The sequence below is a fragment of the Kitasatospora aureofaciens genome, from assembly GCF_019192735.1.
GTDB classification, from domain to species: domain Bacteria; phylum Actinomycetota; class Actinomycetes; order Streptomycetales; family Streptomycetaceae; genus Kitasatospora; species Kitasatospora aureofaciens_A.
On sequence record NZ_JAHTKP010000002.1, the window covers coordinates 62,573 to 84,306 of the forward strand.

Annotated in this window: 17 protein-coding genes; 4 read left to right on the forward strand and 13 right to left on the reverse strand. The window is 72.8% G+C overall.

Annotation, left to right across the window (positions count from 1 at the left end; genetic code table 11):
* Nucleotides 1-37 precede the first annotated feature (37 nt).
* Together KV557_RS02350 and KV557_RS02355 are read right to left on the reverse strand one after the other, a co-directional pair.
* Entirely contained in the window at nt 38-988 is a 951-nt protein-coding gene (locus KV557_RS02350; protein ID WP_218197903.1) for an ACP S-malonyltransferase, read from the reverse strand.
* 90 nt (nt 989-1,078) lie between these two features.
* Nucleotides 1,079-2,275: a PucR family transcriptional regulator gene (locus KV557_RS02355; protein WP_218198184.1), complete on the reverse strand. Its 1,197-nt coding sequence runs from the start codon at nt 2,273-2,275 to the stop codon at nt 1,079-1,081.
* A 336-nt stretch (nt 2,276-2,611) separates the two neighbouring features.
* On the opposite strand from KV557_RS02355, the gene KV557_RS02360 reads away from it, so the two are divergent.
* A complete protein-coding gene (locus KV557_RS02360; RefSeq protein WP_308129730.1) occupies nt 2,612-3,388 on the forward strand; it encodes a pirin family protein in 777 nt (258 codons plus the stop codon).
* 1 nt (nt 3,389) lies between these two features.
* Here the strand turns inward: KV557_RS02360 and KV557_RS02365 are convergent, their stop codons facing one another.
* Nucleotides 3,390-4,232, reverse strand: coding sequence for a serine hydrolase domain-containing protein (locus KV557_RS02365; RefSeq protein WP_218197904.1), 843 nt, complete (start codon nt 4,230-4,232; stop codon nt 3,390-3,392).
* A gap of 120 nt (nt 4,233-4,352) precedes the next feature.
* On the opposite strand from KV557_RS02365, the gene KV557_RS02370 reads away from it, so the two are divergent.
* Nucleotides 4,353-4,856, forward strand: a complete 504-nt coding sequence (locus KV557_RS02370) for a MerR family transcriptional regulator (protein WP_218197905.1) — start codon at nt 4,353-4,355, stop codon at nt 4,854-4,856.
* Nucleotides 4,853-5,866 (forward strand): aldo/keto reductase, encoded by a 1,014-nt coding sequence (locus KV557_RS02375; RefSeq protein ID WP_218197906.1) that lies wholly within the window; start codon nt 4,853-4,855, stop codon nt 5,864-5,866. Before KV557_RS02370 ends, KV557_RS02375 begins: the two co-directional genes overlap by 4 nt.
* A gap of 67 nt (nt 5,867-5,933) precedes the next feature.
* Here KV557_RS02375 and KV557_RS02380 read toward each other — a convergent pair whose 3' ends face one another.
* On the reverse strand, nt 5,934-6,521 hold the full coding sequence (locus KV557_RS02380) for a TIGR03086 family metal-binding protein (RefSeq protein WP_218197907.1): 588 nt from the start codon (nt 6,519-6,521) through the stop codon (nt 5,934-5,936).
* Between the two features lie 100 nt (nt 6,522-6,621).
* Between KV557_RS02380 and KV557_RS02385 the strand changes: the two genes are divergently transcribed.
* Complete coding sequence (locus KV557_RS02385; protein WP_218197908.1) at nt 6,622-7,593, forward strand: helix-turn-helix transcriptional regulator; 972 nt, start codon at nt 6,622-6,624, stop codon at nt 7,591-7,593.
* Between the two features lie 52 nt (nt 7,594-7,645).
* On the opposite strand, the gene KV557_RS02390 is transcribed toward KV557_RS02385, so the two are convergent.
* The 9 genes from KV557_RS02390 to aceE form a co-directional block, all read right to left on the reverse strand.
* The gene (locus KV557_RS02390) at nt 7,646-8,857 is read right to left on the reverse strand and encodes an alpha/beta hydrolase (RefSeq protein WP_308129731.1); all 1,212 of its coding nucleotides are present in this window, start codon (nt 8,855-8,857) and stop codon (nt 7,646-7,648) included.
* A 159-nt stretch (nt 8,858-9,016) separates the two neighbouring features.
* On the reverse strand, nt 9,017-9,364 hold the full coding sequence (locus tag KV557_RS02395; protein WP_218197909.1) for an MmcQ/YjbR family DNA-binding protein: 348 nt from the start codon (nt 9,362-9,364) through the stop codon (nt 9,017-9,019).
* A gap of 81 nt (nt 9,365-9,445) precedes the next feature.
* Nucleotides 9,446-11,773, reverse strand: coding sequence for a Dyp-type peroxidase (locus KV557_RS02400; RefSeq protein WP_218197910.1), 2,328 nt, complete (start codon nt 11,771-11,773; stop codon nt 9,446-9,448).
* A 35-nt stretch (nt 11,774-11,808) separates the two neighbouring features.
* The gene (locus tag KV557_RS02405; protein WP_218197911.1) at nt 11,809-13,752 is read right to left on the reverse strand and encodes a galactose oxidase early set domain-containing protein; all 1,944 of its coding nucleotides are present in this window, start codon (nt 13,750-13,752) and stop codon (nt 11,809-11,811) included.
* Nucleotides 13,753-13,974: 222 nt separating this feature from the next.
* A complete protein-coding gene (locus KV557_RS02410) occupies nt 13,975-15,204 on the reverse strand; it encodes an acyltransferase family protein (protein ID WP_218197912.1) in 1,230 nt (409 codons plus the stop codon).
* A gap of 92 nt (nt 15,205-15,296) precedes the next feature.
* Entirely contained in the window at nt 15,297-16,418 is a 1,122-nt protein-coding gene (locus KV557_RS02415) for an alpha/beta hydrolase (protein WP_218197913.1), read from the reverse strand.
* Nucleotides 16,419-16,541: 123 nt separating this feature from the next.
* Entirely contained in the window at nt 16,542-17,231 is a 690-nt protein-coding gene (locus KV557_RS02420) for a response regulator (protein WP_218197914.1), read from the reverse strand.
* Nucleotides 17,228-18,526: a sensor histidine kinase gene (locus KV557_RS02425; protein ID WP_218197915.1), complete on the reverse strand. Its 1,299-nt coding sequence runs from the start codon at nt 18,524-18,526 to the stop codon at nt 17,228-17,230. Before KV557_RS02425 ends, KV557_RS02420 begins: the two co-directional genes overlap by 4 nt.
* A 242-nt stretch (nt 18,527-18,768) precedes the next feature.
* Nucleotides 18,769-21,519 (reverse strand): pyruvate dehydrogenase (acetyl-transferring), homodimeric type, encoded by a 2,751-nt coding sequence (gene aceE, locus KV557_RS02430; RefSeq protein ID WP_218197916.1) that lies wholly within the window; start codon nt 21,517-21,519, stop codon nt 18,769-18,771.
* Between the last annotated feature and the right edge of the window lie 215 nt (nt 21,520-21,734).

The window sequence follows — 21,734 nt, forward strand, 5'->3', positions numbered from 1 at the left end:
GCTTCGCAAAATGCGCACCCCTTGATGATTCGCTCGCTCATGCCTTGGTCTCCTGGTCCTTACCGCCGTGCTCTGCGACGAGTTCGCGGGCCTTGTCGAGGTCGGCGGGGGTCTTGAGGGCAAGCGTCGCCACACCCTTGAGGTTGCGCTTGACCAGTCCGGTGAGCGTGCCCGCGGGGGCCAGCTCGATGACGGCGGTCGCGCCCAGCGCGGCCAGGGTCTCCATGCAGAGGTCCCAGCGGACCGGGTTGGAGACCTGCGACACCAGACGGTTCAGCACCTCGGCGCCCGAGGAGACCACGCCGCCGTCCCGGTTGGAGACGTAGCGCACCTGCGGGTCGGCCACGGCCAGGGTCGGGGCCAGCTTCGCCAGCCGCTCGACGCCCGGGGCCATGTGCTCGGTGTGGAAGGCGCCCGCCACCTTCAGCGGGATCAGCCGGGCACCGGTCGGCGGATCCGCCTTCAGCGCCTCCAGCTGGGCAAGCGTGCCGGCGGCGACGATCTGGCCGCCGCCGTTGTTGTTGGCCGGGGTCAGGCCGTGCTCCGCCAGCTTGGTCGCGACGACCTCCGCGTCGCCGCCGAGGACGGCGGTCATACCGGTCTCGGTGACGGCGGCGGCCTCGGCCATCGCCCGGCTGCGTTCCCGGACGAAGGCCAGCGCGTCGTGGGCGCTGAGCACCCCGGCGCCGGCCGCGGCGGTGATCTCGCCGACGCTGTGGCCGGCCACGGCGCCGACCAGCGTGCGGGCGGCGTCCTCGTCGGGGAAGAGCGCGCGGGCGGTGACCAGACCGGCCGCGACCAGCAGCGGCTGGGCGACGGCGGTGTCCTTGATCTCCTCGGCGTCCGCCTCGGTACCGGCGTGCAGCAGATCGAGCCCGGCGACCTCCGACCAGCCGCGCAGGCGGTCGGCGACACCGTCGAGCTCCAGCCAGGGGCTGAGGAAACCGGGGGTCTGAGCACCCTGTCCAGGGGCGACGATTACGAGCACGGTTCAACCCTCTCTCGCCAGGCGCCCGCGGGCGGGTAGGCGACGGTAACGAAGAAAAGCATTGGGGATTGTGGAGTCCCTACATCCTGGTCAACCCTGCTCCCCGGCGGCGGCAAGTCGGCCGAGCGCGAGGGCGATCCGCAGGGTGAACGCCGACCGCACGTCGGAGGGTGCGTAGCCCGTGACATCGGTCACACGTCGGAGCCGGTAGCGCACCGTGTTGGGGTGGACGAAGAGCATCCGGGCGGCGCCCTCCAGCGAGGAGGCCTGCTCCAGGTACACGCTCAGCGTCTCCAGCAGGGCCGAGCCGGCCTCGTCCAGCGGTGTGTAGATCTCCTCCACCAGCTGGCGGCGGGCCGCCTCGTCGCCGGCGAGCGCGCGTTCGGGCAGCAGGTCGTCGGCCAGCACCGGGCGGGGGGCGTCCGGCCAGGCGGCGCAGGCCCGCAGGCCGGCCGCGGCGGCGTGCGCCGAGCGGGTCGCCGAGAGCAGGTCCGGCACGGTCGGGCCGACCACCACCGGGCCCGGCGCGAACTGGCCGATCAGCGCCCGGGCCGCGTGCACCGGCTCCTTGTCGCCGCCCACCACGACCACCAGGCGCTTGCCCAGCACCCCGGTCAGCACGTGCAGCTTGGCGTACCGGGCGGCCCGGCGGATCGCCTCGACGACCAGCTCGCTGTCCCCGTCCGGGGCACTGCCCATCACCACCCGGACCTGGCTCGGCTGGCCCCAGCCGAGGGCCGCGGCCCGTGAGAGCACTCCCTCGTCCGCGTCACCGGAGAGCAGCGAGTTGACGACCAGCGCCTCCAGCCGCGCGTCCCAGGCGCCGCGCGCCTCGGCCGCCTGGGCGTAGACCTGGGCGGTGGCGAAGGCGATCTCCCGGGCGTAGACCAGCACGGACTCGCGCATGTCCGCCTCGTCGCCGGGGGCGGCCACCTCCTCGATGGCCTCCTCCATCACCTCGATCGTGGTGCGGATCAGCTCGACGGTCTGGCGCAGCGTGATCGCCCTGGTCAGCTCGCGCGGCGCGGTGCCGAAGACATCGGTGGAGATCGCCTGCGCGGTGTCCGGGTGGCGGTACCACTCGGTGAAGGCGGCGATACCGGCCTGGGCGACCAGGCCGATCCAGGACCGGTGCTCCGGCGGCATCCGGCGGTACCAGCCGAGCTGGTCGTCCATCCGCGCGATCGCGGCGGTGGCCAGCTTGCCCGAGGACTTCTCCAGCCGCTTGAGCGTCGCGGCCCGGCGTTCGGCCCGCTCGGCGGCGTTTCTGCGCTCCTGCGCGGTCAGGCGGGGCGCCGCGCGGCCGGGACGGTCGCGGCCCGCTCCGGGGGCCGGGCTCTTCCCGTTCGACTCGGGCCTGGGATTCTCGGTGGGTTCGCTCTTGGCGTCTGCGGAAGCGGCTGGCACAAGGACAAGACTGCCTCACGTGAGTGACTGCTCGTGCACACCCCCCGGCGGAGCGCCGCGGTGGCTCCGGTCACAGCCGCGAGTTGGAGGGCGCGCCGGCGCCGAAAGCGAGGAGCGACAAGCGACCGACGCAGGAGGGAGTGCCGGAGCGACGAGCGTCGGCGCCGGGTCCCAGAGCGCCCGGAACGAGCCATCAAGCGCGCTACCGTGGGGCCCGTGACCGACGCTCCTGCCCGCCCCCGCGCCGACCTGCGCCGCACCGCCGAGCGCTACCTCTCCACGCCGGCCGAGGGCATCGAGACCAGACACGCGTTCTCCTTCGCGGGCCACTACGACCCGAAGAACACCCACTTCGGGGCGCTGCTCGCGTGCAACGAGGAACTCCTCGCCCCCGGTGCCGGGTTCGAGGAGCACAAGCACCGGGACACCGAGATCCTCACCTGGGTGCTGGAGGGCGCGCTGGCCCACCGGGACTCCCGCGGCCACAGCGGGGTGGTCCGCCCGGGGATGCTCCAGCACCTGAGCGCGGGCTCCGGCGTCACCCACACCGAGCGCAACGTCGGCGGCGCGGCTGGCCCGGTCCGGTTCGTCCAGATGTGGCTGCAGCCGGACGTGTTCGACGCGCCCCCGGCGTACGGGCTGCGCCGGGTGGAACCGGCGGACGGCGGATTGACGCTGCTCGCCTCCGGGCTGGAGCGCGACGCCGGGACGGACGCCCTGCGGCTGCGCCGCAGCGACGCCGCGCTCTGGCTGGCGACCGCCGGGCCGTGGCAGCCGCTGCCCCAACTGCCCGTCGCCGCCTGGCGGTACGCGCACCTGACGGCCGGCGCGCTGGGCTACCGGACGGTCCCGGGCCCGCAGGGCGGCGGCCGTTCGATGGTGCCGGGGGACAGCGTGCGGATCACCGGTGAGGCGTTCGCCGACCCGACGGCCGGCGAGACCGGCGCCGAACTCCTGCTGTGGGAGATGCACTCGCCGGTCTCGTACGGCTGAATCAGCCGGGGAGCCCCAGCCGCTCGGCCAGGACCGCGTCGGACAGCTGCGGCCAGACCTCGGCGGCCCACGGGCCGAAGTCCCGGTCGGTGAGCGCGATGCAGGCCACCCCGGCCTGGGGGTCGACCCACAGGAAGGTGCCGGACTGGCCGAAGTGGCCGAAGGTGGCGGGCGAGTTGGCGGTGCCGGTCCAGTGCGGGGACTTGCCGTCGCGGATCTCGAAGCCGAGGCCCCAGTCGTTCGGGCGGCGGTGGCCGAAGCCGGGCAGCACGCCGCTGGTGCCGGGGAAGGCGACCTCGCGGGTGGCCTGCCGCACGGTGGACGGGTCGAGCAGCTTCGGGGACTGCAGCTCGGCCGCGAACCGGGTGAGGTCGGCGACGGTGGACAGGCCGCCGGCACCCGCCGGAGACTTGTGCGCGGTGTTGATCAGGGTGTCGTGCATGCCCAGCGGCTCGAACACCGCCTCGGCGACGTACCGGGAGAACTCGATCCCGGCGGCCTCGCCCAGGGCGTGGGCCAGAGCGTCGAAGCCCGCGTTGGAGTAGAGGCGGCGGTTGCCCGGCTCGGCGAACACCCGGTCCTCGTCGAAGGCCAGGCCGGAGGTGTGCGCGAGCAGGTGGCGGACGGTCGAACCGGGCGGCCCGGCCGGGTCGTCCAGCTCGAAGACGCCCTCCTCGACCGCGACCAGCGCGGCGTACGAGGTGAGCAGCTTGGTCACCGACGCCAGCGGGAAGAGGTGCTGCTGCGGTCCGTGCGCGCCCAGCACCGCGCCGTCCGCCCCCTGGACCACCGCCGCGGCGGCGTGGGGCACGGGCCAGTTCTCGATCATCCGCAAGCTCTCCATGCGCCCGACTTTAGTCGGGGCGAAATCCGGGTGGCGGGACCACCCGGATGGGAGGCTTGCTTGGAGTGCACTCGAACTCGGTAGCGTCGTTGTCATCGCACATCACAGGGGGAATCGATCATGGCCACACTTGCGCCCGTCGCGGTCGATCTGCGGAGCTGTGCCGACGTGTTCAACCGGCCGGTCGGCGACCCGGACCGGAGCCCGCGGCACACCATCAGCGAGGTCGCCACGGCCAGCGGGCTCACCGCCCACACCCTGCGCTGGTACGAGCGGATCGGCCTGCTCGACCCCGTCGACCGCTCCGCCAGCGGCCAGCGCCGCTACTGCGACGCCGACCTGCACCGGCTGGCCTTCCTGGGCCGGCTGCGGCTGACCGGCATGTCGGTGGCGGACATGCTCAGGTACGTGGACATGGCCCGCCGGGGCGAGGCGACCTACGAGGGGCGGCGGCAGCTGCTGGTCGACCAGCGCGAGGAGGTCCGGCAGCGGATCGCCGACCTCCAGGCCACCCTCGCGGTCCTCGACTACAAGATCGATCTCTATGCCGGGAAGATCGCCGACAGCAGCGGCGCCCCGGTCCTGTGCCAGTACTACCGAGCAGAGGAAGAGCAGAGCGCATGACCCTCCCCGCCCTCCCCACCGCCCGACTCGGCACCGACGGCCCGCTCGTGGGCGTCCAGGGCCTCGGCTGCATGGGCATGAGCGAGTTCTACGGCCCGACCGACACGGCCGAGGCCCTCGCCACCCTGGACGCCGCCCTGGAAACCGGCGTCACCCTGTTCGACACCGCCGACGCCTACGGCTTCGGCCGCAACGAGGAGCTGATCGGCCCCTTCGTCCGCGCCAACCGCGAGCGCGTGGTGCTCGCCACCAAGTTCGCCATCGAGCGCAAGGAGGACGACCCGAACCTCCGCGGCATCCGCAACGACCCGGCGTACATCCGGGCCGCCGTCGACGCCTCGCTGCGCCGGCTCGGCGTGGACGTGATCGACCTCTACTACATGCACCGTCGCGACCCGGCCGTGCCGCTGGCCGAATCGGTCGGCGCCATGGCCGAGTTGGTGCAGGCCGGCAAGGTGCGCCACCTCGGGCTCTCCGAGGTGACCGGGGCGGAGCTGCGCGAGGCGCACGCGATCCACCCGATCGCCGCGGTGCAGTCCGAGTGGTCGGTGTTCGCCCGGGACGTCGAGCGCTCGGCGGTGCCGGCCGCGGCCGGGCTGGGCGTCGCCTTCGTGCCGTACTCGCCGCTCGGACGGGGCTTCCTGACCGGCGCGTTCCAGGCCGCCGAGCAGCTCGCGACGGACGACGTGCGACGCACCCAGCCGCGCTTCACCGGCGCGAACGCGGAGGCCAACGGCGGCCTGCTGGAGCCGATCCGGCAGATCGCGACGGCCCGCGGGGTGACCCTCGCGCAGGTCGCGCTGGCCTGGGTGCACCAGCGGGCGCAGGTGCACGGGCTCACCGTCGTGCCGATCCCGGGCACCCGCAAGCGCAGCCGGCTCGCCGAGAACACCGCCGCCGCGACGCTGGAGCTCACGGCGGAGGAGCTGGCGCTGCTGGAGCCGGTGGCCGGCCAGGTGGCCGGGGACCGGTACCCGAACATGGCCTTCACCCAGGTCGGCCGGGAGTAGCACGGCCGGGCCCGGGGGAGCCCGGGGGAGCCCGCGGGCTCCCCCGGGCTCCCCCGGGCCCGTCACGTCACGCCGTGCGGCCGAGCCAGGCGGCCAGGCGGGTGTGGATGTCGGCGTCCGGGTCCACCGGCCGGACCTCGCCGAACGGGACCGGGCCGCCGCGCCGCTCGGCCGGCAGGACCATCTCGGCGATCACCAGTGCGGTGTGCGCCAGCGCGTCGTCCAGCTGGAAGCCGGTGCCGAGCGCCTGGGCGATGTCCCAGGCGTGGGTGACCATCTCCATCACGTAGCCGCCGAGCACGGCGCGGCCGGGCACCTCGCCCCAGGGCGCGAGGGTGGGGCGGTCCAGCTTGGCGTCGTCCGCCCAGGCCGCCTCGACCCGGGTCCGGGCCCGCCCCAGCGCGGCCGACCAGCCGTCGTCCGGCACGTTCCCAGTGATCGGGGCGACGTCCTCGGCCGGGCCGCCCTCGCCCATGTACGTCAGCCGGTGGATGGCGCCGACCACGTGGCTCAGCAGCTGACGGAGGGTGAACTCGGTACAGGGGGTGGGCCGGTCGAGCTGGTCCGGCGTGATCTCGGCGAACAGCTTCGCCATCTGGTCGAGCGCCAGGAACAGCTGCGGGCGGGGGTCCTGGGTGGCGGGGGTGGTGGTCATGCGGAGTCAGCTCCCAGCAGTCGAAGGGGGTTCGGCTTCGGAGAGCAATCTCCCAGTAAAACCTGACAAGCGCCGTCAGGATTGCTGCGATTCTTCTGCCATGAAGGCCGACCGCCTGCTCTCGATCCTGCTGCTGCTCCAGACCCGCGGCCGGGTGCCCGCCACCGAACTGGCCGAGCGCCTGGAGGTGTCCGTCCGCACCATCTACCGCGACGTGGAGTCGCTGTCCGCCGCCGGTGTGCCGGTGTTCACCGAACGCGGCCGGCACGGCGGCATCAGCCTGCTGCCCGGCTACCGCACCGACGTCAGCGGCCTGACCGCCGACGAGGCCCGCGCGCTGTTCGTCCTCTCCGCCCAGGGCGCGCACAGCGACCTCGGGCTGGACGGCGCGCTCGGCTCCGCGCTGCGCAAGGTGATGGCCGCGCTGCCGGCCCCGCACCGCCCGGCCGCCGAGCGGATCAGCGAGCGGGTGCTGGTCGACCCGGCGCGCTGGATGCAGAGCAGCCCCGGACCCGGTCCGGACCTGGGCGAGCTGCAGTACGCCGTGTTCGCCGACCGGCGGCTGCGGCTGCGCTACCGGCACAGCGGCACGCCCGCGCCGGTCGAGTACACCGTCGACCCGTACGGGCTGGTGAGCAAGGCGTCGGTCTGGTACCTGGTGGCCGATCTGAACGGTGAGCCCCGGCTGTTCCGGGCGGACCGGGTGCTGCTCGCGGAGACGGCCGAGGAGCCGGTGCGCCGCCGCGTCGGGGTGTCGCTCGGCGACGTGTGGACGGTGCTGCGCGAGCAGGTGGAGCGGCTGCCGAAGGAACTGCCGGCCAGGGTGCGGGTCCGGCGCGCGCGGCTGGACATGTTCGTCCGCATCCACGGCAGCCGGCTGACCACGCCGCCGCCGGAGCCGGGTGCCGGACCGGCCGAGGAGTGGGTCGAGCTGGCGATGGCCTTCCCCTCGGTGACCTCCGTCCGCTCGCTGCTCGCCTTCGGCGCGGATCTGGAGGTGCTGGCCCCGCCCGCCGCCCGCCGGGAGCTGGCCCGGGCGGCGGCGGATGCCTTGCGCCTTTACCAGGATTAAAGGAGGTACCAGGAGTAGCTGCGGCCCCTAGCAGGACAAGGAGGGGCCGGGGCTAGTTCGAGGTGGAGCGGATGACGTCCTCGTAGTGGCCGAGCGAGATCGCCGCGAAGTTGTGCAGGCTGTCGGTGCCCTCGTTGAAGTAGCCGGTGTGACCGGCCGCGCGGGCGGAGGAGATCTGCTCGGCGCCGAAGCCGGCCGCGGTCGGGTCGGCGCCGTGGCCGAGCCCGCCGACCTCCAGGTACGGGACGTTGCCGATCCAGTCGCTGGGGTTGCGGGTGGCCCAGACGTGCACCCCGGTGCCGAGTTCGCTGGTGCTCTGCACGCCCATGCCGGGGCTGCCGAACACCATCATGTCGGTGAGGCCGGAGGTGTCGGACGGCGAGGTCGCGGCGCGCGGGATCTCGGGGGCGGCGTCGCCGCAGACCACCGATCCGTACGAGTGGCAGAGCAGCGACGGCGGCGCGTCCGGGCGGGTGGTTTCCTTGAGCCCGGCGAGCAGGCGCTGCAGCCGGGGCGCGCCGATGTCGGCGAGCCGGGAGGTGACCGCGTCGGGGCCGAGGCCGGACGGGGTGACGTAGCCGGTCCAGGCGATCACCGCGGTGCGGGTTTTCGGGGCCTGCTTCTGCTCCTCGGCGTGCAGGGCGCGGGCCATGCCGGCGGGGGAGCGCAGCGGGTCCGCGGCCTGGTCGAAGTGGCCGAGGTCGGCGTCCGAGCCGGGGACGACGACGGAGATCCGCTCGGCGTCGGCTAGGTCGCCCCACACCTCGGTGATCAGGCCGCGGCCGCGCGGGTCGAAGGCGAGGATCTGGCGGTCGGGGGCGAGCAGGTGCTCGACGTCGTTGGCGCGGGAGACGGCCAGTGCGCGGGTGTCGGCGTCGAGCTTGTGGTCGGCGGCGCGGGCCCGGGCGGCGTCCCGTTCGTTGACCAGCGCGATCTTGTTGGCGCGGTAGCGCAGGTCGAGCGGGGCACCGTCGAAGTTGCCGACGACCAGCGGGTAGTCCTGGATCAGCCGGTCGAGCTCGGTGGGGGCCAGCGAGGCGAAGAACTCGGCGGCGGTGGCCGGGGTGGTGATGGCCGGGTCGGGGAGGCCGCGGCCGAAGGAGTGGTCCTGGACCCAGGCGGCGCTGCCAGCGGGGGGCGTGGAGATCGCCAGCTGCTCGGTGGAGGCCGCTGCCGCGGCCGCCGAGGCGCCCGCGTCGGCGAGCACGGCACAACCCGCGAACGCCCCGATCAGTACCCGCTTCCAGCGTCGACCGTTGCGCACCGCACCAACTCCCTAGGGGCCCGTCACCATGTCCTGGGCGGGGCCCGGGGGGTGCGAAAGACTGCCAACTTCCCTGGGCAAGCCTAGAGGTCACGGAAGGGTGACGGGCCCGCCCAAACTGTGGGATGGATCACATGAACCGCGGGTGTCGTTTCGGCGTCAGTCCGTGGCCCGCGCGTCGAACTCCTTGACCAGCCGCTTGGGGGCAGTGCGCCGCCAGGCCTCGGTGACCAGGTCGCGCAGCTCCTCCGGGTCGACCAGGTCCAGCCGGACGCTGACCCAGCCGTGCCGTCCGACGTACGGCGCCGAGGAGAACACCTCGGGCTCTGCGGCCAGCAGTTCGGCCTGGTCCTCGGGGCTCGCCTTGACGGTGACGGTCTCGCCCTCGGGGGATCCCATGGCGAAGATCCTGGCCCGGACGCGCAGGGTCTCGATCTCCCAGGTCGGCTCCTGCGCGGCCTCCGGCAGGGCGAGGGCCATCGTGCGGAACTCGTCGAACGTCACCATGGCGGCAGATTAGAGCACGCCGCCGACAACGCGCCCCCAGTGCGCGCCGAGGCGCACCGGGGGCGTGTGGGAGGGGCGGGGTCAGACCAGCGAGGCCCAGGCGTCGCAGGAGCGGTCGCCGGAGACCAGCTGGTCCGGGTGGCCGCTGCCGTCGGCGATCGAGATCCGCCGGTAGTTCTGGCCGCTGAACGCCCAGTACTCGCTCTTGCCGCCGACCCGTTGCTGGTCGGGTACGGGCAGGAAGCAGTCCACCCGGTTCAGCCCGTTCAGCGAGCCCCACTGGGAGATCTCGCGGTCGGTGCGCTCGCACACGTCGGTGTGCGCGTTGCCGTCGGCGATCGAGACCATGCGGTATCGCTGGCGGCCGCCGGTGGTGTGGAACACCCAGTACCAGCTCTTGCCGCCGACCCGCTGCTGGTCGGCCACGGGCAGCCAGCAGTCCACCTGGCCGACGCCGCTGAGCGAACCCCAGGCGGTGAGGTCGCGGTCCGGGCGCTCCACCGCGCTGGTCGTGAATCCGCTGCAGGTGATCGAGACGGCCCGGTACTGCTGCTTGCCGCCGGTGGTGTGGAACACCCAGTACCAGCTCTTGCCACTCGGGTTCTGCAGGTCGGGCATGGGCAGCCAGCAGTCGACCCGCCCGACGCCCTGCAGGCACGTCCAGGTGGTCAGCGGGGAGTCGCCCGCGATCGCGCGGTCGGTGTGCGCGGAGCCGTCGGCCACCGAGATCTGGCGGCTCTGGTTGCCGTGGAACGCCCAGTACTGGCTCTGGCCGCCCTTGCGCTGCTGGTCCGGGACGGCGACGAACTCGTCGCACGGGTACGCCTTGCCGGGGCGCTGTCCCTTGTCCGACACCGTTCCCGTGTCGGGCTGGACCTCGCCGGTCAGCCGGCCGTCGCCGAGCAGTTTCAGCGTGTTGATCGACGGGACGAACGCGTAGACCGAGCCCTCGGTGCGGACGAACTGCTTGAAGTTCACCGGGGTGGTCTTGCGGCCGCCGTTCTCCCGGGACTCCCAGTTGATCGTGCCGGTGTGGGCTGTCCGATCGCTCTCCGGGTTGTGGCCGACCGCCGGGTCCTCGCCGGGCACCGGGTCCCGCCCGGGCGGGAAGTCGGCCTTGTCGATCCAGTCGGTCTGGATGAACTCGAACTGCCGGACGAGGTCGGTCTGGTAGCAGATGAAGAGCAGCCCGCGCTTGGCGTCGGGCCCGCTGTCGGGGCCCTCGGAGGCCGGGTCGAAGGCCGCCCCGTACGGTAGACCGCGCCGCATGATGCGCCGGCCGTCGAGTTGCTTGGCGGTGACGCGGATGCCGGGCTTCGGCGCGTCGAGGCCGGCCCGCGGGCTGGTCTTGCGGAGGTGGGAGAAGAGCGGGGTGAGCAGGCCGTCCGGGTCGGCGGTGGGCCCCTGCGGGTCGTAGTCGAAGTCGTTGTCCTTGGCCGCCTTCGGGTCGTGCGGGTCGAAGTTAGGGTTCTTGCAGACGGGTGCGCCGGACCGCCAGCGGCCGACCAGCCGCGCGGCGAGCCAGTCGGAGTCGGCGTCCTGGGGGATGGCCTTGGAGCCCTTGAGCTCCTTGAGCATGACGGAGACCTGGGCCCACCAGCCCGGCACGTCCTGGCCGAGCCGGCGGATCACCTGGAAGGAACCGTTCTTCGCCCACGCGGGGAAGTCGGTGGAGCTCCCGGGGGCGGGCTCCTCGCCGATGACGAACTCACCGGCCGGCACGATCCGGGTGCCGGGCTTGCCGGCCACCTCCTCGTTGTTGGCCGGGTCGGGCTCGTCGAAGAACCGGACGCCGGGCTCGCTGATGCCGTCCTTGAAGCCGAAGTGCTCCTTGCTGGCGCGGGTCCCGGGCAGAGTGGTGCCGTCCTGCTGGAAGACGACGACGATCTTGGCCTGGGTGGCGGCCTCGCGCTGCTCGCGGAGGGCCGTGTTGAGGCCGTCGACGGTGTCGGAGGCGACGGTGAGCACCGCGTGGACGGCCTGGGTCGTGCCGTTGCCGAACAGCCAGCGGTCCGGGCGGCTCTCCATGATGTCGCCGAGCGCCCCGGCCCGTGCGGCCGAGCCCTGCTTGAAGGCCTCCAGGCCGCTGCCGGCCGGCGGGTTCGGCAGCGGATCGGTGGTGACCAGGGCCGCCAGGCCGGGGTAGGTGAGGCTGACGTTGAGCCAGGTGGCCTTGAGCGACTTGGGGTCGTCGCCGCCGGAGGACTGCTTCGCCGCGCTGAACGCCTTGTTGAACTCGGCGACTCGGCGGGTGGTCGCGATCTTGGGGGCGAGGTCCCGCAGCCAGGCGCGGGCCAGCGGAACGTCCTCGAACTTGAGGAACAGGAGGGTGACGTTGTCCTTCTTGAAGCCGGCGATGATGTCGCCCTGGATCTGCTCGCTGTCGCGCAGTCTCAGATCAGCTGCCATGGTGGGTAACTCCGTTGGGTGGGGGTGGTGGAAGGTCAGGCCGAGGAGCTGAGCTGCACCCACTTCGCGACGCTGGGCACGCCCTTGTCGTTGAGCAGGAACAGCAGGTAGTAGCCGGGCGGCGCCGCAGCGGCCGTCGGCGGTGCCTGGAGCTGGATGTTGTTGCCGGCCCGGCTGGTGATCCGCAGCTCCAGGTGGCGCTGGCTGGTGTTCACGGAGTGCGTCGAGGTGGTCGGCGACAGCAGCACGGCCCGGCTGACCTGCTGGGGTGTCGAGGTCCTGACGAGGAACCTGCTGTCGTAGCCCAGCGGGCCGGTCGGCGCGTTGTCGAGCGAGGGCCGGTCGCCCTGGCTCAGGTACGCCGGCTCGTAGATCTCGATGGTGCCGTTCATGGTGACCGGGCCGGTCGTGCCGGGGATGCCGCTCACCGTGCCGTTGATGTCCGGGTTGTTGGCCATCTGCTGGAGCTCGTCGCCGGTCACCATGACGCGCCCGTCGGGCAGCACCACGGCGTTGGAGTGGTAGCCGCGCGGCAGCCGCTGGACCGGGCCGAGCTTCCAGTTGCCCTGGTCGTCGCGCAGCTCGATCTGGCGGTACTTCAGGTCGGCGTTCGGGTTGTACGGGCCGTTGCCGTAGTCGCGGATGTCGTACGCGCCGTTGACGGTCATCAGCTTGCCGTCGGGCAGCAGGATGGTGTCGTCCTGGGTGCGGCCGAAGGCACGGGACTTCTCGGCGGCCCAACTGCCGTTGGAGAAGCGCAGGGTGCTCGGGTTGTCGCGGTCGCCGCCGAGGACCAGGGCGGAGTCCGGGCCGTTGACGCCGCCGGGCAGCATGACGGCGGAGCCGTAGTTGCGCTTGCGGCCGTCCGGGCGGGCCGTCAGGTCGCTGCGGGACTCGGCGGCCGGGTCGAACTTCCACTGCTCGGCGGCTTGGCGGCCGAAGCCGTAGATGTTGCCGTCGTTGAGCGAGAAGAGGTGCGGGTAGTCCAGGGTGAACGGGGCGTCCACCTTGAACCGGTCCACCGGGGTGTTCTTCGGGGTGTCGTTCTTGCCCACCGGGACGGGGTTGCCCTTGGCGGGGAAGCGCTCGACGACCGGGGTGGGGGTGCCCCAGCCGAGCTCGGACTGGCCGGACATGATCAGCTGGCGGCCGTCGGCGCCGGTCACCACCGAGGGGTACCAGCGGCCGACCGACATGTCGGGGTTGCGGGTCCAGGTCTCGGTCCACGGGTCGAAGATCAGCGAGAGCTTGGCGCCGGTGCCGCCGTTGCCGCCCAGGTTGCCGCCGAAGACGCCGAGCATGCCGTTGGGCAGGAAGGAGTGGCCGGAGCAGAAGAACGGCGCCGGGCGGGGCTGGCCAAGGCCGTCCGGCATGTCGGTGGTCGGCGGGTTGACCTGCTTGAAGGCGTCCGGGGTGGTGCCCTTGGCCGGGTCCCAGAGGAAGGCCCGGCCGGCGTTCTCCTTGCCGGTGGTCTGGGTGGGGGCGGGCTCCTTCTCCGGGTTGCTCTCGAACCGCTCGAAGGAGAACAGCAGCACCTTGCCGGTGGGCAGCAGCGCGACGTGGTCGCCGAAGTCGGGGGAGGAGAAGTACTCCTTGAACGCGCCGAAGACCGCCGGGTCGAATCCGGCGTTGGTGTTCGCCTGGGAGGCCGTCAGGGCGTTGTACCGGTTGGTGCGGGTGGTCTGCGGGTAGTCGCCGACGCCGCGGATGGCCGCGCGGGCCCGGGCGTGCTCCTCGGCGTGCTCCGGGCCGAGCGCGGCGATCTCGTCGTCCCGCATCTCGGCCATCACCCGGGGGGAGGTGACGTGCGGGGTGAGGTCGCTCTGGCCTGGTTCGGCGGGCCCGCCGTGCGCGGCGGCCGGGCCCGCGGCGCCGAGCAGGGTGCCGGCGGTGACGGCGCAGACCAGCGCGGCGGCGGTGGCGGCGGACTGGCGCCGAGGCCGTGACCAGGGCTTCGGGCGTGGAGGCGACAGGGACATGGGGCTCCTCTGGAGGGGACGTTCGGGAGAGGTCGGCGAATGCGGACGGACGGGCCGTGGGCGGGCGCGGTCACAGCGATGGTCGCCGACCGTCACAGGACATCACAGTGCGTGGTGGTTCGCATGCGGGCGAACTCGGCGGTTCGGGTACGTGTCGGGACGGCCGCAGGGGCGCGGACCGGTCGGTCCACGCCCCTGCTGTGTCTCACCCTCCGGTGCAGGTCAGACCACTCCCATCGCGTACGCGGCGAACAGTGCCGCACCGGCTCCGGCCACCGCCTTCCAGGTGCGGGAGAAGGTCGTCCAGGGCCCGTCGAAGCGCCGCGCGAACCACCCGATCGCGACCAGGACGGCTCCGAACAGCGGAAGCAGGAGCAGCCGGGCGGTCACCCAGCCGAGCGAGTCGGGCGCGGTGGTCAGCCCGGGGACGGCGCCCAGGCCGGCCGCGCCGGGCACCGCCACCGCGAGCATCGCGCTCTGGTGCCAGCAGAAGATCGTCATCGCCGACAGGTTGACCACCACGACCGGCAGCCACAGCAGCGGACGGCGCGTCAGCAGGCGGCCCAGCCGATCCCGCAGGAGCACCGCGGCGCCGCACTGCACCGCCGCCAGGGCGAGCACCAGCAGGGACGGCGGGTGCGAGTTGGTCCGCTCGACGCCGGGCACGCCGACCATGCTCGCCGGGTAGTGGAACACCAGCAGCAGCGCGGCGAACAGCGCGCCGCCGCCGAGCAGCAGCACCCGGGCGGCCGGCCGGCCGAGCCGGCCCTGCGCCCACAGCACGCCCAGCTGGTAGCCGAACAGCCAGCCCGGCAGGATGTTCAGCAGCCCGACCCAGGACGGTACCGCCTCCGCCCACGGCCCGTACCGCAGGAGGTCCACGGCAGCGACGGCGGCCACCAGGACGCCCGCCGACCAGCCGCGCAGCCGGCGGCCGGCCGCCACGCAGAGCGGGGTGAGCGCGGTCAGCCCCAGGTAGACGCCGATGTACCAGAGCGGCTGCACCACCAGCGTCGCGCCGGTGCGGACGGTGTCGGCCGGGACGCCCAGCCGGGGCAGCACCGGGATCAGCAGCGCCCAGACGGCCGTCACCCCGAGCACCGGGCGCAGCAGCCGGACGGACCGGCCGCGCAGCCAGGCGCCGTACGTCACGTCCTTGGCCCGGGCCCGTTCCAGTGACCGGACCGACGAGTGTCCGCCGACCAGGAAGAACACCCCGAGCATCTGGAGCACCCAGCTGACCGGGGCGAAGAAGCCGAGTGAGGAGAGCGGGCTGGCGTTGTGCAGCGCGCCGTCCGGGGAGAGCGTGAAGCCGCCGAGCATCCAGTGCCCGACCGGCACGGCGAGCAGGGCGAGGGCGCGCAGCCCGTCCAGGGCGCGGTCGCGGGTCTCGGGGGTGCGGGCGTCGACCTGGCGGGCGGCGCGGTGCAGGGCGGTGAGCGGGTGGGCCATGGCGGTGCTCCTGTCCGGTGGGATGCCGGTCTTCGGTGGGTTCGGCGGCTTTGGGGCTTCAGGGCTTCAGGGCTTCAGGGGCTTCGGTGGCCTCAGCGGCCGAGGGCGACGGCGGCGTAGGCGGCGAGCGAGGCGGTGCCGGGGGCGAAGTAGCCGGTGTGGCCGTGCGAGCCGGTGGACGGCAGCGGGCGGGCGCCGAACTCCGGGGCGGTCGGGTCGGCGCCGTGGCCGAGGCCGAACAGCGAGACGTTGGGCACGTTGCCGATCCAGTCGGAGCCGTTGCGGGCGGTGGCCCAGAGCGGTACGCGGGGGTCGAGGTCGGCGGCGGAGCCGATGCCCATGCCGGGGGAGCCGAGCACGACCACGCCGGAGGCCTGCGCGGGGCCGGGGCGGGTCAGCCCGCAGACCACCGAGCCGTAGCTGTGGCAGAACAGGGTGGCCGGGCTCTCGGGGCGGGTGCTGACGGCGAGTCCGTCGAGCAGCCGGGCGAGCCGCCCCGCCCCGGCGCGGGCGAGGTTCTCGGTGGCGGCGTCCGGGCCGACCCCGACCGGGGTGGTGTAGCCGGCCCAGGCGACCACGGCGGTCTGCCGGCCGGTGGCCTCGTGGAGCGACTTGGCCATGCCGGCGGGGGTGCCGTACGGGTCGGCGGCGCGGTCGAAGCTCAGCAGGCCGATGTCGGAGCCGGGGACGACGACGGCGGTGCGGCGGGCGGTGGCGAGGTCGCCGTACACCTCGGCGACCTGGCCGCGGCCGCGCGGGTCGAAGGCGAGGATCTGGCGGCCGCCGTCGAGCAGGGTGCGGTAGCGCTCGGCGCGGGTGCGGGCGGCGGTGTGGTCCTGCGGGGTGAGCACCGGGTCGGTGGCCCGGGCGAGTTCCCGGTCGCGCTCCTCGGCGAGGGCCAAGGCGTTGGCCCGGTACCGGAGTTGGACGGGTGCGCCGTCCAGGTTGCCGACCACGAGCGGGTGCCGGACGGCGAGCGCGTCGCGCTGGGCGGGCGTCAACGCCTCGAAGAACGAGGCGACTTCGGCCGGGGTGGCGGTGGCCGGGTCGGGCAGCCGGAGTCCGAGCGTGGTGTCGGCCGTCCAGGCGGCGCTGCCCGGCGGAGGTCCGGTGACGGCGTGCTGGGTGTCGGCGGCCCAGCCGCCCGCGCCCAGCACCGCCGCCAGGGCGACGGCGGTGGCGGCGATCGCCCGCCTGACCCGAAACTTGTCCATGTCCCTGCTCTCCCTCGTCCGTTCTGTGGCGACGGAGAGGAAGGTAGGAATGCGACGGCCCCGCGGACGTCACACCGCGGGGCCAACTCCCGGGTGCTACCCGGGTATCACTCGGGACCGGTTCTACTGGCCAGGTGTCACCAGGCCGGACTCGTAGGCCAGGACGACCGCCTGGGCGCGGTCGCGCAGGTCGAGCTTGGCGAGGATCCGTCCGATGTGGGTCTTGACGGTCTGCTCGGCCAGCACCAGCCGCCCGGCGATCTCCTGGTTGGACAGGCCGCGGGCGATCAGCTCCAGCACCTCGGTCTCCCGCGGGGTCAGGCCGTTGAGCCGCACCTTGGGGTCGTGCCGCCTGGCGGGCCGGGTGCGGGCGAAGTCCTCGATCAGCCGGCGCGTCACCGAGGGCGCGAGCAGCGCCTCCCCGGCCGCGACCACCCGGACCGCGGCGATCAGGTCGGCCGGCGGGGCGTCCTTGAGCAGGAAGCCGCTCGCCCCGGCGCGCAGCGCCTCGTACACGTAGTCGTCCACGTCGAAGGTGGTCAGCATCAGCACCTTGGGCCGGTGCGCGCCGCCCCCTCGCCGGCCACCAGCGGCCGGGTCGAGCAGCCGCCGGGCCGCCTCCAGGCCGTCCATGCCGGGCATCCGGACGTCCATCAGGACCACGTCCGGGTGGGTGCGGCCGCTGACCTCCAGGGCCTGCGCGCCGTCCGCCGCGTCCCCCACCACGTCGATGTCGCTCTGGACGCCCAGCAGGGCGGCGAATCCCGCCCGCACCATGGCCTGGTCGTCGACGATGATCACGCGGATGGTCATGCGGGTGTCTCCCGGGGAGTGTCGAGGGGCAGGACGGCGGCCACCTTGAAGCCGCCGTCCGGCAGCGGGCCGGTGTCCAGCCTGCCATCGACCAGCCGGACGCGTTCCCGCATGCCGACCAGGCCCTGTCCGGTGCCCTCGGCCGAGGCCTCCAGCGACTCGGTGCGCTCCGGCGGCGGCGCGTTCACGACGGTGACCAGCAGGGCCGGTCCGTCGGTGGCGAGCGAGACCCAGGTCCGCGCCCCGGGCGCGTGCCGGACCACGTTGGCCAGCGCCTCCTGGACGATCCGGTACGCGGAGAGGCCGACCGCCTGCGGCACGCCCTCGGCCAGCTCCGGGGCCACCGTCAGCTCGGCTGGCACCCCGGCCCGGCCCACCGTCTCGACCAGCTGGGCGAGTTGCTCCACCCCGGGCTGCGGAGCCTTCTCGGCCGCGGACTCCTCGCTGCGCAGCACCCCCAGCAGCCGCCGCATCTCGGCCAGTGACTCGCGTGCGGAACCGGCGATCGCGGTGAACTCCTCGGCCGCCTCGGCCGGGACGCCGGAAATCCGGTACGGCGCGCTGGCCGCCTGCACCGCGATCACCGACATGTGGTGCGCCACCACGTCGTGCAGCTCCCGGGCGATCCGGGCGCGCTCCTCCAGCAGGGTGCGGCGCTCCCGCTCGGCCTCGCTGATGTGCTCCTGCTCGGTGAGCAGCCGACGCGCCTCGGCGCGTTCCCGCAGGGCGCCGCCCAGCAGGAGGACGGCGCCGGTCAGGGCGATGGCCAGCAGGCTGTTGTCGCCGCCGAAGTCGCGTACCGAGCCCATCAGGGAGAGCGCGAGACTCGCGGCGGCCGTGACCAGCCAGACCGAGACCAGGGTGCGCCGGGTCTCGCGGAGGGCCAGCGGGAGCATCAGCAGCAGGTAGCCGACCAGGCCGGTGGCGGGCCACGGCCAGACCGACGAGGTGTGGCCGGTGGTGAGGATCAGCAGGGACGTCAGCAGATCGGTGACACCGATCATCCACCAGGCGGGGAGGGGGCGGCTGGGCGCCAGCAGCAGCGGTGCGGTCTGCGCCACGGAAAGGGCCGCCGCGAGCCCGGTGTTGAGCCCGTAGTCGTGCGACAGCACATTGATCGAGCTGGGCAGCAGCGACGAGATCGCGGCCAGTGCCATGACGTACGGCAGGTAGCGCACCCAGCGCCGGGACGCCTGCGCCAACAGCGGGGTGTGGTCGGCGGACGGGCGGAGCAGCGGCGTGACCAGTGCACGCAGCGGGTTGCCCCGGGCCTGCCCGGTGGACGGGTTGATCATCCCGCCAGGGTAGGCGGACGGGTGTGTTCCGGCATCGGACCGAGGGATTGAATCCCGGGTAATACCCCGGTACTACCCGGGTATTACGCGGCGGTCTGACCCGCGCCCCGCGTGAACAGCGGCCCGGACTCGGTGGAGTCCGGGGCCGCTGCCTTTGTCCGAAGACAACTTCTGCGTCCGGTCGACAACGCCGAAGGGCCGGACCCCCGCGGGAGTCCGGCCCTTCAGTGCCTACGGGCGGATCAGGCGTCGCCGCCGGCAGCGCCCGGGTGGGCCGCCGCCACGTCGAGCAGCTGGTAGCGGTCGATCGCGTCCTTCAGGGCGCTGCGGTCGACCTTGCCCTGCTTGGCGAGCTCGGTGAGCACCGACAGGACGACCGACTGCGCGTCGATGTGGAAGAAGCGACGGGCCGCGCCACGGGTGTCGGCGAAGCCGAAGCCGTCGGCACCCAGCGACTGGTACTGGCCCGGCACCCAGCGGGCGATCTGGTCCGGCACCGCACGCATCCAGTCGGACACGGCGACGAACGGGCCCTCGGCGCCCTGGAGCTTCTGGGTCACGTACGGGACGCGCTGCTGCTCCTCGGGGTGCAGCAGGTTGAACTCCTCGGTCTCCACCGCGTCGCGGCGCAGCTCGTTCCAGGAGGTTGCGGACCAGACGTCGGCCTTGACGTTCCACTCCTCGGCGAGGATGCGCTGGGCCTCCAGGGCCCACGGCACCGCCACGCCGGAGGCGAGGATCTGGGCCGGGATCTGGCCGGCGGTGGCCGGCGCGTACTTGTACAGACCCTTGAGGATGCCCTCGACGTCGACGTTCTCGGGCTCGGCCGGCATCTTGATCGGCTCGTTGTAGACGGTCATGTAGTAGAACACGTCCTCGCCGTGCGGGTGTTCGGCGCTGGAGCCGTACATCCGGCGCAGACCGTCCTGGACGATGTGCGCGATCTCGAAGCCGTACGCCGGGTCGTACGCGACGACGCCCGGGTTGGTCGAGGCCAGCAGCTGCGAGTGGCCGTCGGCGTGCTGCAGGCCCTCACCGGTCAGCGTGGTGCGGCCGGCGGTGGCGCCGATCACGAAGCCGCGGGCCAGCTGGTCGGCCATCTGCCAGAACTGGTCGCCGGTGCGCTGGAACCCGAACATCGAGTAGAAGACGTAGACCGGGATCAGCGGCTCGCCGTGGGTGGCGTAGGAGGAGCCGGCGGCGATCAGCGAGGCGGTGCAGCCGGCCTCGGAGATGCCGTCGTGCAGCATCTGCCCGGTCGGCGACTCCTTGTAGGCCAGCAGCAGATCACGGTCGACCGACTCGTAGGTCTGGCCGAGCGGGTTGTAGATCTTCGCCGACGGGAAGAGCGAGTCCATGCCGAAGGTGCGGTACTCGTCGGGCGCGATCGGCACGAAGCGGTTGCCGATGCCCTTGTCCCGCATGAGGTCCTTCAGCACCCGGACGAACGCCATGGTGGTGGCGATGGTCTGGTTGCCGGACCCCTTCTTGACCGCCTTGTACGCGTCCTCGCCGGGCAGCTCCAGCCGGCGCGGGCGCACCTTGCGGGTCGGCACGTAGCCGCCGAGCTCCTGGCGGCGGTCGTGCATGTACTGGATCTCTTCCGAGTTGCGGCCCGGGTGGTAGTAGGGCGGGTAGCCCTCTTCGAGCTGCTTGTCGGTGATCGGCAGGTGCAGCCGGTCGCGGAAGCGCTTCAGGTCCTCGACCGTCAGCTTCTTCATCTGGTGGGTGGCGTTGCGGCCCTCGAAGTTGGGGCCGAGCGTCCAGCCCTTGACCGTCTGGGCGAGGATGACCGTCGGCTGGCCCTTGTGCTCGCGGGCCGCCTTGAACGCCGCGTAGATCTTCTTGTGGTCGTGGCCGCCGCGACCCAGGTGCTGGATCTGCTGGTCGGTCATGCTCTCGACCATCTTGCGCAGGCGCAGGTCGCTGCCGAAGAAGTGCTCGCGGATGTACTGGCCGGTCTCGGTGGCGTAGGTCTGGAACTGGCCGTCCACCGTGGTGTTCAGCTTGTTGACCAGGACGCCGTCGCGGTCCTGCGCCAGCAGCGGGTCCCAGCTGCGGTCCCAGACCAGCTTGATCACGTTCCAGCCGGCGCCCCGGAACTGGGACTCCAGCTCCTGGATGATCTTGCCGTTGCCGCGGACCGGGCCGTCCAGGCGCTGCAGGTTGCAGTTGACCACGAAGGTCAGGTTGTCCAGGCTCTCGCGCGCGGCCAGCGACAGCTGGCCCAGCGACTCCGGCTCGTCCATCTCGCCGTCGCCGAGGAAGGCGTACACGTGCGAGTCGGAGGTGTCCTTGATGCCCCGGTGCTCCAGGTAGCGGTTCATCCGGGCCTGGTAGATCGCGCCGAGCGGGCCGAGGCCCATCGAGACGGTCGGGAACTCCCAGAAGTCCGGCATCAGCCGCGGGTGCGGGTAGCTGGACAGGCCGTACGGGGCCTTCGACTTCTCCTGGCGGAACGCGTCGAGCTGCTGCTCGGACAGTCGGTCCAGGAGGAAGGCGCGGGCGTAGATGCCGGGGGAGGCGTGGCCCTGGAAGAAGATCTGGTCGCCGGACTCGCCCTCGGCGTCCTTGCCGCGGAAGAAGTAGTTGAAGCCGACGTCGTAGAGCGACGCGGAGGAGGCGAAGGTGGCGATGTGGCCACCGACGCCGATGCCGGGGCGCTGGGCACGGGAGACCATGACGGCCGCGTTCCAGCGGGTCGCGTTCAGGATCTTGCGCTCGATCTCCTCGTTGCCGGGGAAGAACGGCTCGTCCTTGGTCGCGATGGTGTTGACGTAGTCCGTGCTGCGCATCTCGGGCACGGCGACACGCTTCTCGCGGGCGCGCTCGATCAGGCGGAGCATCAGGTAGCGGGCACGCTCGCGCCCCCGCTCGTCGATGGCCGCGTCAAGCGACTCCAGCCATTCCGCGGTCTCCTCGGGATCGAAGTCCGGGACCTGACTCGGAAGGCCGCCAATGATGATCGGGTTGCGATCGGATCCGGAAGCCACGCTGTTCCTTCACTGTCGGTCGAAACTGAGGTGTGTCGCGCCGCCTCCATCGTGCTACCGCGCTCGGAGATCCGTCATCTCTACCGATCGGTAACCGTTCCGCCTGGTGGGCGGGCCGGTCTGGCGGTGTGCGGTCCAGGCGTCTTCGCCTGCGCCGCGCACCCCCGGGTGTTACGAAAAGAGGTGGTCCGACCTGGTGTCCCGTCCGCCCGATG

Bases quoted from the DNA above. Each gene is read 5' to 3' on its own strand.
- KV557_RS02365 (WP_218197904.1), bottom strand. From the start codon at position 4,232: ATGGAGAGCTTGCGGATGATCGAGAACTGGCCCGTGCCCCACGCCGCC.
- KV557_RS02370 (WP_218197905.1), top strand. From the start codon at position 4,353: ATGGCCACACTTGCGCCCGTCGCGGTCGATCTGCGGAGCTGTGCCGAC.
- KV557_RS02375 (WP_218197906.1), top strand. From the start codon at position 4,853: ATGACCCTCCCCGCCCTCCCCACCGCCCGACTCGGCACCGACGGCCCG.
- KV557_RS02380 (WP_218197907.1), bottom strand. From the start codon at position 6,521: ATGACCACCACCCCCGCCACCCAGGACCCCCGCCCGCAGCTGTTCCTG.
- KV557_RS02385 (WP_218197908.1), top strand. From the start codon at position 6,622: ATGAAGGCCGACCGCCTGCTCTCGATCCTGCTGCTGCTCCAGACCCGC.
- KV557_RS02395 (WP_218197909.1), bottom strand. From the start codon at position 9,364: ATGGTGACGTTCGACGAGTTCCGCACGATGGCCCTCGCCCTGCCGGAG.
- KV557_RS02400 (WP_218197910.1), bottom strand. From the start codon at position 11,773: ATGGCAGCTGATCTGAGACTGCGCGACAGCGAGCAGATCCAGGGCGAC.
- KV557_RS02405 (WP_218197911.1), bottom strand. From the start codon at position 13,752: ATGTCCCTGTCGCCTCCACGCCCGAAGCCCTGGTCACGGCCTCGGCGC.
- KV557_RS02410 (WP_218197912.1), bottom strand. From the start codon at position 15,204: ATGGCCCACCCGCTCACCGCCCTGCACCGCGCCGCCCGCCAGGTCGAC.
- KV557_RS02415 (WP_218197913.1), bottom strand. From the start codon at position 16,418: ATGGACAAGTTTCGGGTCAGGCGGGCGATCGCCGCCACCGCCGTCGCC.
- KV557_RS02420 (WP_218197914.1), bottom strand. From the start codon at position 17,231: ATGACCATCCGCGTGATCATCGTCGACGACCAGGCCATGGTGCGGGCG.
- KV557_RS02425 (WP_218197915.1), bottom strand. From the start codon at position 18,526: ATGATCAACCCGTCCACCGGGCAGGCCCGGGGCAACCCGCTGCGTGCA.